We start from the raw sequence: 12,181 nt of genomic DNA on the forward strand, positions 1-12,181 counted from the left end.
CTTGTCGTCGCGACGGCTGCGTTGTGAGACGCTGCCGGGGTGGTTGCGACGCGGACCCGGCTGGCCGGCGTGCTGGCCGGATATCTGGCCGACGTCGCGCTCGGCGACCCGGCGAGGGGGCATCCGGTCGCGGCGTTCGGCCGACTCGCCGCGGGGCTGGAGCAGGTGACCTACCGCGACAGCCGGGCAGCCGGCGTGCTGCACGTCGGCGCCCTGGTCGGGGCGGTGGGATTGCTCGGCGCCGCGCTGCAACGCACCGCCGACCGCGCCGGCCGGCCCGCCTCGATCGCGGTTACCGCCGCGGCCACCTGGGTCTCGGTGGGTGGAACCACGCTGGCGCGCACCGGCCTGGAGATGTCGGACCTGCTGGCACGCGGAGACATCGAAGCCGCGCGCCGGCTGCTGCCGGCGCTGTGCGGGCGCGACCCGGCCTGGCTGGACGGCCCCGGCCTGACCCGTGCGTCGCTGGAATCGGTCGCGGAAAACACTTCCGACGCCCAGGTGGCGCCACTGCTGTGCGCGGCTGTCGGCGGGGCGCCCGGGGTGCTGGCGTACCGCGGCATCAACACGCTGGACTCGATGATCGGTTACCGATCGGCGCGCTATGCCCGATTCGGTTGGGGCGCAGCGAAATTGGACGACGCGGCCAACTATGTGGGCGCGCGGGTGACCGCGGCGCTGGTGGTGGCGTTCGCGCCCTTCGTCAGCGGGTCACCGTCGGGGGCGGTGCGGGCCTGGCGTCGGGACGCCGCCCGTCACCCCAGCCCCAACGCCGGCGTGGTCGAGGCGGCCTTCGCCGGGGCGCTCGGGGTGCGGCTGGGCGGGCCCACCCAGTACCGTCACGAGCTGCAGATTCGGCCCACGCTGGGTGACGGCCACGAGCCGACGGTGGCCGACCTGCGCCGCGCGGTGGCGCTGTCGCGCTTGGTGCAGGCGGGCGCGGCGCTGCTGGCCGGGGCGCTGTGTTACCGGCGCCGGCCGTAGCGGTCGGCGAGTTTGGCCTCCACGGTCGTCGGGGCCTGCTGCGCCGCCGGCCCCTCCGCCGGTCGCTGTTCCTTTTCCCGGCGGCGGGCGCGGAGCTCGGAGTACGCGAAGTAACCCAAGCCGAGCGGGGCGACGATACCGAAGGAAATCCACTGGATCCCGTAGGACAGGAACGGGCCGGCGTCCAGGTGCGGCACGCCGATGACCCCGAGCCCGCCGGGCTGGTCCTCGGTCAACTGAAGATACGACCCGGCGAGCGGGACCTTGGTGAGCGCCGACACCTGCCCCGTGTTGATCGAATACACCTGCAGCGCACCGTCTTCGGTGAGGGGCTCTTTGCCGGTGGCGACGGCCTCGGAATCGCGCAGCCGGGCGGTGACGGTGACGGTGTCGCGGGGCGGGCGAGGGATCGGCGGGACGTGGGATCCCTGCTCGGGCCGGACGTAGCCCCTGTCGACCAGGACGGTGGGTCCGCCGTCGACGACGAAGGGCGCCAGCACCTCGTACGCCGGCTTGCCCTCGATCACCCGCAACCGGGCCAGCACCTGGACGTCGGGCAGGTAGTGCCCCGTCGCCGTGACGCGGCGCCACTGCGCGTTCGGGGCGGACGAATCCTGCTGCGGCAACAGTGTTTTCAGCGCAACGGGCTCGGTGTTGAGGGAATACTCGATCTGGCGGTTCTCCTGCGACGTCCGGTTGTGCTTGCCCAGCTGCCAGGGCGCCAGCACCGTGAAGCACAGGTAGGTGAAGGCGACGACCACCAGCGCCAGTGCGATCCAGCCCGGCCGCAGCAGGAATGCCAGCCGACGCATGTCAACCGGACCCGTTGCGGGCGAGTCGCTCGTCGACCCAGGCGTGCAGGCCGGGCAGCGAGGCCTCGATGACGGTGAACACGTCTTCGAAGTCCTGCGCGTCCCCGTAGTAGGGGTCCTCCACGTCGAAGGCGTGGGCGCCCGAACGCGGATCGAAGGACCGCAGCATCCGCACCCGCTCCCCGTCTACGCCCAGCTCGCGCAGCATCCGCAGGTGGTTGCGGCCCAGCGCCACCACCAGGTCGGCCGCCAGATGGTCGGCGTCGACCTGGGCGGCGCGGTGCTCGGCGGAGTAGCCGTGGGCGCGCAGCACGTCGGCCGCCCGGTCGTCGGCGCATTCGCCGACGTGCCAGTTGCCGGTGCCCGCGCTGGTCACCCGCACGGCGTCGGCCAGGCCGCGGCGGCGCAGCTGGTCGGCGAACATCTTCTCGGCCATCACCGACCGGCAGATGTTGCCCGTGCAGACGAACGTGACGTGCAGCGACTCAGACACCCAGCACCGCCCGCAGCTCGTCGATGGTCGCGGCGTGCGTCACCGCCGTGGACCCGGCCGCCGCCGCGCCGGCGGGGAAGTCGTCGCGCCCGTAACCCCAGCCCACCACCACGGTGTCGATGCCGTGGGCGGCCGCGCCGTGCACGTCGTGGCTGCGGTCGCCGACCATGAGCACCCGCTCGGGCAGCGGTTGCAGCTGTTCGAGCGCGTGCGCGAGCACCTCGACCTTGGTCTTGCGGGAGCCGTCCGGGCTTGCCCCGGCGATCACCTCGAAATGCTGATCGAGCCCGAAATGGGCCAGGATGCGCCGGGCCGTCGGTTCCAGCTTCGAGGTCGCCACGGCCAGCCGGACACCGGCGGCCTTCAGGTCGGCCAGCAGCGGCTCGATGCCCTCGAACAGGGTGTTCATCGCCCAGCCCCGGCTGCCGTATTCGGCGCGGAAGGCGGCGATCGCCGGCTCGGCGTCCTCGCCCAGCATGGTGCGGAAGGTGTCGTCCATCGGCGGCCCCACGATCCGCGCCACCAGGTCGCCGTCGGGCACCGCGACCCCGACATGGTCGAGTGCGTGCAGGAAGCTGGCCACGATGCCCTCCGCGGAGTCGGTGAGCGTGCCGTCGAGGTCGAAGATCACCAGCTGGGCCGTCAAGATTGTGCCTGTCACCTCACCATTGTCCTCGATGGGCCGGGCCGGGTGTGACGGTGTCGCTGCTGAGCCCGGACGCCGCCCACTAGTGTTTCTCGGATGGCGAGTCTGAACCTGACCCCGCCTGGGGTGCGCTATCACGGTGATCAGGCCGTCGCACCCGGGATGCTGGATTTCGCCGTGAACGTCCGGCACGCGCAACCGACCGAGTGGCTGATGGGGCGGCTGGCCGCGCGGCTGACCGATCTGGCGCGCTATCCCAGCGCCCAGGACGTGCGCGCGGCGCAGGACGCGGTCGCCGAGCGGCATGGCCGCGCCGCCGACGAGGTGCTCCCGCTGGCGGGCGCGGCGGAGGGGTTCGCGTTGTTGCCCAACCTGCGTCCGGCGCGGGCGGCCGTCGTCGCGCCCTCGTTCACCGAGCCGGCGGACGCGCTCAGGGCCGCCGGCGTGCCTGTGCACCACGTCGTGCTCGAGCCGCCATTCGGCCTGGAGGGCGTGACCATACCCGACGACGCCGACCTGGTGGTGGTGGGCAACCCGACCAACCCCACGTCGGTGTTGCACAGCCGCGAGCAGCTGCTCGCGTTGCGCCGGCCAGGGCGGATCCTGGTGGTCGACGAGGCGTTCGCGGATTCCATTCCCGGGGAACCGGAGTCGCTGGCCGGTGCCTCGCTGCCCGACGTGCTGGTGCTGCGCAGCCTGACCAAGACGTGGGCGCTGGCCGGGCTGCGGGTGGGCTACGCCCTGGGCTCGCCGGAGGTGTTGACCCGCTTGACGACTCAGCGTGCGCACTGGCCGCTGGGGACGCTGCAACTGACGGCCATCGGGGCATGTTGCGGCCGGCAGGCCGTCGCCGAAGCGGCGGCCGGTGCGGTGCGGTTGGCGGAGCTGCGCACCGAGATGGTGGCCGGGCTGACGTCGGTGGGCGCCGAGGTGGTCGACGGTCGGGCCCCATTCGTGCTGTTCCGCATGCCGGACGCCGGCTTGATTCGAAAGAGCCTGCGGGACAGGGGGATTGCCATCCGCCGCTGTGATACTTTCGTCGGCTTGGACGAGCGCTATCTGCGGGCCGCGGTACGCCGGGAGTGGCCGCTGCTGGTCCAGGCGATTGCGGAGGCGCTCCGATGAGCGTGCGGCTGGCCGACGTCATCGGCGTGCTGGACGAGGCCTACCCGCCGCGGCTGGCCGAATCGTGGGACTCGGTGGGCCTGGTGTGCGGCGACCCCGACGATGCGCTGGAGTCGGTGACCGTCGCGGTCGACGCGACGCCGGCGGTGGTCGGCGAAGTTCCCGAGGGCGGCCTGCTGCTGGCCCACCACCCGCTGCTGCTGCGGGGGGTCGACACGGTGGCGGCCAGCACCCCCAAGGGCGCGCTGGTGCACCGCCTGATCCGAACGGGGCGTTCGCTGTTCACCGCGCACACCAACGCCGACTCCGCCTCACCGGGGGTGTCCGACGCGCTGGCCCAGGCGCTCGGCCTGACCGTGGAAGCGGCCCTGGAGCCGCGAACGGCCGCCCCCGACCTCGACAAGTGGGTGATCTACGTGCCGCGCGAGCACGCGGACGCGGTGCGGGCGGCCGTCTTCGAGGCCGGCGCCGGACACATCGGCGACTATTCGCACTGCAGCTGGACCGTCGGCGGCATCGGGCAGTTCCTGCCGCACGAAGGTGCGTCGCCCGCGGTGGGCAGCGTCGGAACCGTCGAGCAGGTGGCCGAAGACCGGTTCGAGGTCATCGCTCCCGCGCGGATCCGGCCCGCCGTGCTGGCGGCGATGCGCGCCGCCCATCCCTACGAGGAGCCGGCATTCGACGTCTTCGCGTTGCTGCCCCTGCCCGGCGACGCCGGGTTGGGCCGCATCGGCACCCTGCCCCGGCCCGAGCCGCTGCGCGACTTCGTGTCCCGCGTCGGCGCAGCCCTGCCGCGGACGGCGTGGGGCGTCCGCGCGGCGGGCGACCCCGACATGCCGGTCTCCCGGGTCGCGGTCTGCGGTGGCGCCGGGGATTCGCTGCTGGGGACCGCGGCCGGCGCCGGCGTGCAGGCCTACGTCACGGCCGACCTGCGGCATCATCCGGCCGACGAGCATGGCCGGGGCTCCGGCGTGGCGTTGATCGACGTGGCGCACTGGGCGAGCGAGTTTCCGTGGTGCGACCAGGCTGCCGACCTGCTGCGGTCCCATTTTGGTGCGGCCCTGTCGGTGCGGGTGTGCACCATCCGCACCGACCCCTGGAACATGGGGCAGTGCGACGACGAGATCGGGAGTGAGCAGTGATGAAGGCCGAAATCGCGCAGCAGCGTTCGCTGCTCGAGCTGTCGAAGCTGGACGCCGAGCTGGCCCGCATCACGCACCGGGCCGGCCATCTCGCGGAGCAACAGGCCCTTGAGCGGGTCCAGGGTGAACTCAACGTCGCCGGTGACCGCGTGGGCGCCATTCGAATCGCGTTGGAGGACATCGATATCCACGTGTCGCGATTGGAGTCCGAAATCGAGGCGGTCCGGAAGCGCGAAGACCGGGACCGGTCGTTGCTGCAGTCCGGTACGCCCGACGCGAAGCAACTGTCGGATCTGCAGCACGAGCTGGAGACCCTGACGCGGCGCCAGGCCAGCCTGGAGGATTCCCTGCTGGACGTGATGGAACGCCGCGAGGAGCTGCAGTCCCAGTTGGACGATGCGCAGCGCAAGGTCGAGGCGCTGGAGGCCGAATTGGCCGGCGCCCAAGAGGCTCTCGATACCGCGCTCGCCGAAATCGGCGACGCCCGCCAGGAATATTCGTCGCGCCGCGACACGCTGAGTGCGGCGTTGGACCCCGCCCTCTCCGCGCTCTACGAACGGCAGCGCGCCGGGGGAGGGCCGGGTGCCGGGCCGTTGCTGGGGCGCCGGTGCGGTGCCTGCCGGCTCGAGATCGACCGGGGTGAGTTGTCCCGGATCTCCGCCGCCGCCGAGGACGACGTGGTGCGCTGCCCGGAGTGTGGCGCGATCCTGTTGCGGGTCAAGGGGCTCGACCAGTGAAAGTGGTGATCGAGGCCGACGGCGGGTCGCGCGGCAACCCCGGCCCGGCCGGCTACGGCGCCGTGGTGTGGACCGCGGACCGCTCGACGGTGCTGGCGGAGGCCAAGCAGGCCATCGGCCGGGCGACCAACAACGTGGCCGAATATCGCGGCCTGCTGGCCGGTTTGGGCGACGCGCTCGAGCTCGGCGCCACCGAGGCCGCGGTCTTCTTGGATTCCAAGCTGTTGGTGGAGCAGATGTCGGGCCGGTGGAAGGTCAAGCACCCCGACCTCATCGAACTGCACGGGCAGGCCCGAAACCTGGCGGCGCGGTTCGAGCGGATCGACTACACGTGGATTCCGCGGGACCGCAACTCCTACGCCGATCGGCTGGCCAACGAGGCGATGGATGCCGCCTTCGGCGACCCGGCGCAGGAAACCCCGCGACCTGCGGCCGAGCCCGCGAAAACCGCCGCGCCGCAATCACCGCAGGCTCCCGGCTGGACCGGTGCGCGCGGCACCCCGACCAGGCTGCTGTTGCTGCGGCACGGCCAGACCGAGCTCTCGGTGCAGCGTCGCTACTCCGGCCGCGGCAACCCGGGTCTCACCGAAGTGGGTCTGCGGCAGGCCGATGCCGCGGCGCGTTATCTGGCGCAGCGTGGCGGGATCTCCGCGGTGTTCGCCTCGCCGCTGCAGCGGGCGTACGACACCGCGGCCCGGGCCGCCAAGGCGCTCGGCCTGGACGTGACCGTCGACGACGATCTGATCGAAACCGATTTCGGCGCCTGGGAGGGGCTGACCTTCGGCGAGGCCGCCGAGCGCGACCCGGAGCTGCACGGCCGCTGGCTGCGTGACACCGGGACCACGCCGCCGGGCGGGGAAAGCTTCGACGACGTGCTCGACCGGGTCGTCCGGGCGCGCGAACGCATCATCGCCGCGCACGAGGGCACGACGGTGCTGGTGGTGTCCCACGTGACGCCGATCAAGATGCTGCTGCGGCTGGCGCTGGAGGCGGGGCCGGGCATCCTGTACCGGCTGCACCTCGACCTCGCGTCGCTGAGCATCGCCGAGTTCTATCCCGACGGTGCGTCCTCCGTGCGTCTGGTGAACCAGACCGGCTACCTTTAACCACCAGGTGTGAGGAGACGTCGATGCAGCCGTCCGAGCCGGTCCGTGCGGCGGTCCCCGCGGATGTGCGGGCGCGGGTGATGCCGGCGGTGCTCGACGAGCTGACCCGTTGGGGTGTCGAGCGGTTCAGCGTCGAGGCCCTGGCCGAGCGGTATCACCTCGATGTGGCGATGGTGTACCGGTACTGGGGAGATCGGCGTCAGCTGATCGTCGATGCGGTGCTCAGCGACGTGGAGACGGTGAGTTCGGGAACCGAGACCGGCTCGTTGCGCGGGGACCTAGAGGCGTTGGCCCGCAACGTGACCAACCGGATCAACAGCGAGGTCGGCCGCACGCTCATGCGCGCACTGGTCATGGACCGGCGCGGGGGACACGACGAAGCCACCCGGCTCAGGTTCTGGCGGGCGCATTTCAACGCGGTGCGTGCGGTCGTGGACCGGGCCAGGGAGCGGGGCGAACTGCGCGAGGGCGTCAACACCCTGGCCGCCGTCCAGATCGTGCTGGCGCCGCTCAACATTCGTGTCCTGTTCTCCGACGCTCCCGTCGACGACGAGTACTGTGCGGCCATCGTCGACATGGCGTGGCACGCGCTGGCGCGCAAATAGCCGCCCCGAAGTGAAGCGACCGGCCGCCCGGCCGGAATCGTTGCCGCTACCGCGATTCCGTTTCCGTCGACCGCATCGTTTCCGTCATCGGCCGCATCGCTTCTTCGAGCGAATCGGCGAAGCCGGAAAGCGACTCCATGAGCCGCTCCTGCTGGGCTTCGGTGGCGGCCGCGGCGAGGGCCTGCGCCTCGCGCACCGCCGCGTTCATGCGCTGAGCAACGGTGTGGGCGCCTAGCCGCAGCAAGCCGTCTTCGATATGCAGGCCGGTCAGCCACTGGCGGCCATCGACGGTGGCGCGCACGGTGCTGGATTCGTCGGTGCCCCTGAAGGTTTGCGCCCTCAGCGTGTGCGCCTCTTCGTCCACCACCGACTGAATCTGCTGGGTTTGGCGCATGACTTCGGCCACTCGGGGGTGCATCTCGGTGCTCACTGGGCTTCCTAACTGCCGGGGTTCCTCGGGGCGGTCAGCCGTCATCGCTGTGGTACCGGCTGGCGAACACTTCCGCCTGTGTCGCCGCCGCCTGTGCCGGTGACGGCAATTCCGTCACGCCGCTCCGCAACGCCTCGGCCACAAATCCTTCGTCGTCGATCCCGAGCTCGTGGAAACATTCGAGCACCAAGCTCTGTTGAATGGCCAGCGCCCGTTGTCGAGCCACGTCCGCGATGGTCAGGATCTCCTCAGCCAGCCCAGACTCGGACATCTCGGCTACGGCCGGTGACAGCTCGATGCGTAGCACCCTGCCGTCTATGGTCGCCGTCACCGAAACCGTTTCGGGAGGATTGACCACCGTGGCCGCAGGCACGGCTCCGGTGTCGTCCCCTGCGGGCGCCGGCTCGGCGACGCCGGTGTCGGTGGGCAGCACGTCGGTCAGATTCTGTGCGGATCCGGGGTCGGCGGGCGACGGCGGCTCGGCGGTGACCAGTGCGTCAATGGCCGATCGGCCCGTGACGTCACGACCGGCCTGGTCACCGAAATCGAGGAACGCACCGCTGGTTTGGCCGTACCCGTCGCCGAAAGCCGAGCCGGCACCGCCGTCCAGGCCGGCCTGGTCACCGAAGTCCAGAAAGGCGAAACCCTGGTCGTCGTCGCCGGGCCGGTTCTGTATGGTGCCCAATGTCGTTCCTCTTTCTGGCGATTCGACGGTTAGCAGGAGTTCGCGTCGGCCGGCATCTCATTCGTAGAGCATCTGGCGGTCAAGGTTTGCACCCGCCTGCTTGTCGGTGCCGGTGTACGCATCCGCCCCGGCACTCAGCTTTTCGGATGCGTCGTTGCACACCGCAATCATGTTGTTGCATGCCGATTCGCGTTCCTGCTCCGCCGCCTGCATGGCAAGGACGGAGTTAAAGGAGATGAAACCGTGGTCGTACCATAGCTTTCCGGCTCTTCCGGCGACCGCGGTGATGGCTTCGTCAAGCCGGCCCGCCGCCTCCTCCTGCTCGGCCGCCAACTGTTGCAGGTACTCGGGGGTGACTTGCAACTTCGCCATCGATTCCTCTCCTCACCGCTCGCTGTGCCTTGCGGGGCGCCGGCTGCGCCTACCGGACGCGGTCCTGCGCGCGTTCGGTGGCGCCGCTCACCGTGTCGATGGGCGCCCGCTCTGCCTCCGCGGTACCGCTTGCCGCGCCGTCGAAGTCGGCCGCGACGACGTTCTCGCCGGCCGCAGCAGTCGCCCCGTCCGGCTCCGCCGCGGGGGCCGGGCGCGACCTCGGCGAGGATTTCGCGTCCGGCGCCCCCCCGGCCGCCCGACTCGCGGCGGACACGGAGTAGGCCGGTGAGACGCCCGCCGACGCCGTGGCGCGTTCCGAAGGCAACGTCGCCGGATACCGTCCGAAGTTCGAGTTTTCCGCGGTGCTCGCGGCACCTGCGGATGGGGCGGCATGTCGCCCGCCGGGCGCCAGGGCCGGCGGCGCGTCGCCGGCGCTGACTTCGTCAAACGAGTTCACGGTCGATCGGGGCGCGGGCGCCGCCGTGGGCGGCACGAAGCCGGAACCCGTGACGACCGCACTGTCGGCGACCTCCCGGTATTGAGCGCTGATGCCGTCGATCTTCCGCTTGTTCTGCAGTGATTCGTCCATCGACGCCGCGGTGATGAAGACCGCGACCGGCATACCCGCCGCGAAGGTTGCGAGCTGAAAAAGCAGGGATGCCTGCGGGCCCGAGACCCATCTCAGGGTGCTTGCTATCGGGATCGCCGCGGTGAAGAGCGCCCTGCACGCGGTGAGGGTGACTTTCGCGTTTTTGAGCCAATCGGCTTCGTCGGCCAGGATCGCCGCGATCTGCAGATCAAGGTCGGCCATCGCTGTCGCCCAATCCATTTGAGCGGCGTTGAGCGCGTTATAGGACTCGGCCGCAGCGCCCGTCCAGGAATCGCTCTCCGCGGTCGCGTCCTTGAGGTTCTCCCAGGCCAACTGGAACTTGTCGGAACCCATCTGATAGTACTGGCCTTTGTCCGTACCGCTGCCGTGCAACAGCGTCAGCGCGGTCACGATCTGTATCCCGCGCTCGAGGATCACGCACTCCACCCCGAAGGCTTGTTTCAGCGATTCCCCGCCCTCATGGCGCGGGCCGAATTTGTCCCCGGGAATCTTGTATTTTCCCCCTGCATACCCCAACTGCCCGAGTGCCAAGACAGCGTTGAAGGTGGCATCCCACGGATTGCCCGAGACGCCGGCTTTGATCGACGCGGCCACACTGAAGCCGGGCTTCCAATAGTCTGAGACCTTCGGCATCGCTACCCACCTTCCGCGCCGTCGAGCCGGGACCGCCTGCCGGTTATTCGACTTGAGTTTAACAATGCTCGCCTACCGTCGTGTGCGCGAATGCCGGACTGCGCCAATCGCTTTGACCCCTCGACACTTCCAGGCAACTGCGGAGTCGACTGTTGTTCATTCAAATCACCGCTCGATGACGCCGCCGGTGGCTGTTCGGAATGCCTTGGCGGCCGCCCCTTTCCGCGTTGCCCGGTGCCGGTGTTTGGTCATCGGTGGGTTTCCTCTGGCGCGTCGTTGCGCGGCCGGATGCCGATGACGGACGACGTCCATGGGCGCTCTTCGGTGTAGAGCTCCTCGTCGTCTTGCATGCGCTTGGCCTTCTTGTCCTGGCCTTGGCCCTGACCGGCTCCCGCTCCCATGGGCGCCATGCCCATGCCGCCGCGGCCGCCCATCGCGCCGCCCGAACCCGGGGCCGCACCGCCTTGACCTGGACCGCGGCCCGGACCGCTTTGCGCCGATCCGGCCTCCACGGGGGGTTGCAGCGGCGCCGACGGCATATCGGCGCCCCCCGCCAACGATGCGGGCTTCCCCCCGCCGCCCATCGACGCGCCGGCCGCCGGCGGCGGGGCGCCCGCCGACACGGCGGGCGCGGCGGCGGAGGGGGCGGCGGTCGTGTCGGTCAGCCCCGAAACCATGTCGTTGATGCCACTGACCCGGTCGGCGACGTTCGCCGAAGCCAGTTGCCCGCCGGTTCCCGCGTCGCTCCAGGCGCCGCCACCGCCGTAAGTACCGCCGCCTCCGCCGACATTGCCACGCAGATCGGAGAACCTGATGACGGGGGGCGCAATAACCGTGGCGGCGGGAGGGGTCGACGGATAGATCGGAGCAAGCGGCACATTGGCCAGCTGCCGATACTGCGCCAGCACCTCTTCCGACTTTTTCTGCAATTCCTGGTACCAGTCGACTTGTTGCGCCCGGCGGGCCAGATCATTTCGTTTCGTATACTCGATGATCCAGAATTCGGTGATGTAAATCTCGTAGCTCGATGGGTGCTCGGAGACGGCCCATTTGTGCGCGGAGACCACCTGCCTGGCCTGCGCGGCGAGCTGATTGCAGTTATCCGCCAGCCCGATAACGTAGCGCTTCTGCTTCTCGAAATTGTCCTCGGCGGCTTTTGCCGACGGACCTTGCCAGTAAGCGAACGGGCGAAACCGCGGAAGGACATCTTGCTGCAAGGTCAATGCGTAGGCATTCCAGTTGTCCGCGAACTTGACGAAGGCGGGGCCCTGGTCGGGGGCTTCGATGTGCTGGGCCGCTTGTTTGACCGGGTAATAGCTGAGGTCGGAGCTTGGTGGTGGGGTGGTCGGCGGTGAGTAGGGCTGGACCGCAGCAGATTTGGCCGCCGCCTGTTCGCTGCCGCCGACAGGGCCTCGGGCCACGGACGAGCCCGGGGAATCACCCGTCATCGACTCGGCGGCCGCCGAGTCGAGTTCCTCGTAGGCCTTGGCCGCGTTCCGCAGAGATTGGGCCAGAATCTGATACTGCCGTTCGCAGTATGCGACGCAGTCTCGTATCGCCCCGGCGGAGAGCGCGAGTTGCGTGGCTGAGTCGACGATGAACCCGATGTCGCAGGGCGGCGCAGGGTCGTCGGCCGGTGGGGACGGCAATGGCGCCTCGAGTTCGGCGGCTCTGGCCACCAGTTCGTCGTGCCGGACCTTCAGCGGCTCGGTCATGGGGGTGGGTGTCTCCTTTGGGCGCTCGGGCCGTCATCGCGATCGACGGTGTCACGGCCCCCGGTCCGGCGGGCGCTCGATTGCGC

14 protein-coding genes are annotated in these 12,181 nt (G+C 70.1%); 6 read left to right on the forward strand and 8 right to left on the reverse strand.

The window, feature by feature from the left end:
• The first annotated feature begins 39 nt into the window (after nt 1-39).
• Nucleotides 40-984 (forward strand): cobalamin biosynthesis protein, encoded by a 945-nt coding sequence (locus C1737_RS03555; RefSeq protein ID WP_102417253.1) that lies wholly within the window; start codon nt 40-42, stop codon nt 982-984.
• Here the strand turns inward: C1737_RS03555 and C1737_RS03560 are convergent.
• The 3 genes from C1737_RS03560 to C1737_RS03570 are packed head-to-tail and all read right to left on the reverse strand — an operon-like array spanning nt 966 to nt 2,920.
• A complete protein-coding gene (locus C1737_RS03560; RefSeq protein WP_068098229.1) occupies nt 966-1,796 on the reverse strand; it encodes an SURF1 family protein in 831 nt (276 codons plus the stop codon). The genes C1737_RS03555 and C1737_RS03560 overlap by 19 nt on opposite strands.
• A gap of 1 nt (nt 1,797) precedes the next feature.
• Entirely contained in the window at nt 1,798-2,289 is a 492-nt protein-coding gene (locus tag C1737_RS03565) for a low molecular weight protein-tyrosine-phosphatase (RefSeq protein WP_102417254.1), read from the reverse strand.
• Nucleotides 2,282-2,920 (reverse strand): HAD-IA family hydrolase, encoded by a 639-nt coding sequence (locus C1737_RS03570; protein WP_102417766.1) that lies wholly within the window; start codon nt 2,918-2,920, stop codon nt 2,282-2,284. The genes C1737_RS03565 and C1737_RS03570 overlap by 8 nt, the downstream gene beginning before the upstream one ends.
• Before the next feature lie 111 nt (nt 2,921-3,031).
• Between C1737_RS03570 and cobC the strand changes: the two genes are divergently transcribed.
• From cobC to C1737_RS03595, 5 genes are read left to right on the forward strand one after another with little or no spacing between them, the layout of a single operon-like run.
• Nucleotides 3,032-4,060, forward strand: a complete 1,029-nt coding sequence (gene cobC / locus C1737_RS03575) for an Rv2231c family pyridoxal phosphate-dependent protein CobC (RefSeq protein ID WP_102417255.1) — start codon at nt 3,032-3,034, stop codon at nt 4,058-4,060.
• Nucleotides 4,057-5,202 carry a Nif3-like dinuclear metal center hexameric protein gene (locus C1737_RS03580; protein WP_102417256.1) on the forward strand — a complete coding sequence of 382 codons (1,146 nt, stop codon included), beginning with the start codon at nt 4,057-4,059 and terminating at the stop codon, nt 5,200-5,202. The genes cobC and C1737_RS03580 overlap by 4 nt, the downstream gene beginning before the upstream one ends.
• Nucleotides 5,202-5,939 carry a zinc ribbon domain-containing protein gene (locus C1737_RS03585; RefSeq protein ID WP_102417257.1) on the forward strand — a complete coding sequence of 246 codons (738 nt, stop codon included), beginning with the start codon at nt 5,202-5,204 and terminating at the stop codon, nt 5,937-5,939. Before C1737_RS03580 ends, C1737_RS03585 begins: the two co-directional genes overlap by 1 nt.
• Nucleotides 5,936-7,045: a bifunctional RNase H/acid phosphatase gene (locus tag C1737_RS03590; RefSeq protein WP_102417258.1), complete on the forward strand. Its 1,110-nt coding sequence runs from the start codon at nt 5,936-5,938 to the stop codon at nt 7,043-7,045. Before C1737_RS03585 ends, C1737_RS03590 begins: the two co-directional genes overlap by 4 nt.
• 23 nt (nt 7,046-7,068) lie before the next feature.
• Entirely contained in the window at nt 7,069-7,650 is a 582-nt protein-coding gene (locus C1737_RS03595) for a TetR-like C-terminal domain-containing protein (RefSeq protein WP_102417259.1), read from the forward strand.
• Between the two features lie 46 nt (nt 7,651-7,696).
• On the opposite strand, the gene C1737_RS03600 is transcribed toward C1737_RS03595, so the two are convergent.
• The 5 genes from C1737_RS03600 to C1737_RS03620 form a co-directional block, all read right to left on the reverse strand.
• Entirely contained in the window at nt 7,697-8,056 is a 360-nt protein-coding gene (locus C1737_RS03600; protein WP_233214646.1) for a YbaB/EbfC family nucleoid-associated protein, read from the reverse strand.
• 58 nt (nt 8,057-8,114) lie between these two features.
• A complete protein-coding gene (locus tag C1737_RS03605; protein ID WP_102417261.1) occupies nt 8,115-8,765 on the reverse strand; it encodes a hypothetical protein in 651 nt (216 codons plus the stop codon).
• 57 nt (nt 8,766-8,822) lie between these two features.
• The gene (locus C1737_RS03610) at nt 8,823-9,137 is read right to left on the reverse strand and encodes an ESX-1 secretion-associated protein (RefSeq protein WP_068098236.1); all 315 of its coding nucleotides are present in this window, start codon (nt 9,135-9,137) and stop codon (nt 8,823-8,825) included.
• A gap of 49 nt (nt 9,138-9,186) precedes the next feature.
• Entirely contained in the window at nt 9,187-10,380 is a 1,194-nt protein-coding gene (locus tag C1737_RS03615) for an EspA/EspE family type VII secretion system effector (protein WP_102417262.1), read from the reverse strand.
• A 248-nt stretch (nt 10,381-10,628) separates the two neighbouring features.
• The gene (locus C1737_RS03620) at nt 10,629-12,095 is read right to left on the reverse strand and encodes a hypothetical protein (RefSeq protein ID WP_102417263.1); all 1,467 of its coding nucleotides are present in this window, start codon (nt 12,093-12,095) and stop codon (nt 10,629-10,631) included.
• Nucleotides 12,096-12,181 lie beyond the last annotated feature (86 nt).

Origin of the sequence: Mycobacterium sp. 4858 (genome assembly GCF_900240975.1) — a bacterium.
Taxonomy (GTDB): Bacteria; Actinomycetota; Actinomycetes; order Mycobacteriales; family Mycobacteriaceae; genus Mycobacterium.

What these genes read in the sequence shown, in the direction of transcription:
- C1737_RS03560 (WP_068098229.1), bottom strand. Translation starts at nt 1,796, where the DNA reads ATGCGTCGGCTGGCATTCCTGCTGCGGCCGGGCTGGATCGCACTGGCG.
- cobC (WP_102417255.1), top strand. Translation starts at nt 3,032, where the DNA reads ATGGCGAGTCTGAACCTGACCCCGCCTGGGGTGCGCTATCACGGTGAT.
- C1737_RS03580 (WP_102417256.1), top strand. Translation starts at nt 4,057, where the DNA reads ATGAGCGTGCGGCTGGCCGACGTCATCGGCGTGCTGGACGAGGCCTAC.
- C1737_RS03585 (WP_102417257.1), top strand. Translation starts at nt 5,202, where the DNA reads ATGAAGGCCGAAATCGCGCAGCAGCGTTCGCTGCTCGAGCTGTCGAAG.
- C1737_RS03595 (WP_102417259.1), top strand. Translation starts at nt 7,069, where the DNA reads ATGCAGCCGTCCGAGCCGGTCCGTGCGGCGGTCCCCGCGGATGTGCGG.
- C1737_RS03610 (WP_068098236.1), bottom strand. Translation starts at nt 9,137, where the DNA reads ATGGCGAAGTTGCAAGTCACCCCCGAGTACCTGCAACAGTTGGCGGCC.
- C1737_RS03615 (WP_102417262.1), bottom strand. Translation starts at nt 10,380, where the DNA reads ATGCCGAAGGTCTCAGACTATTGGAAGCCCGGCTTCAGTGTGGCCGCG.
- C1737_RS03620 (WP_102417263.1), bottom strand. Translation starts at nt 12,095, where the DNA reads ATGACCGAGCCGCTGAAGGTCCGGCACGACGAACTGGTGGCCAGAGCC.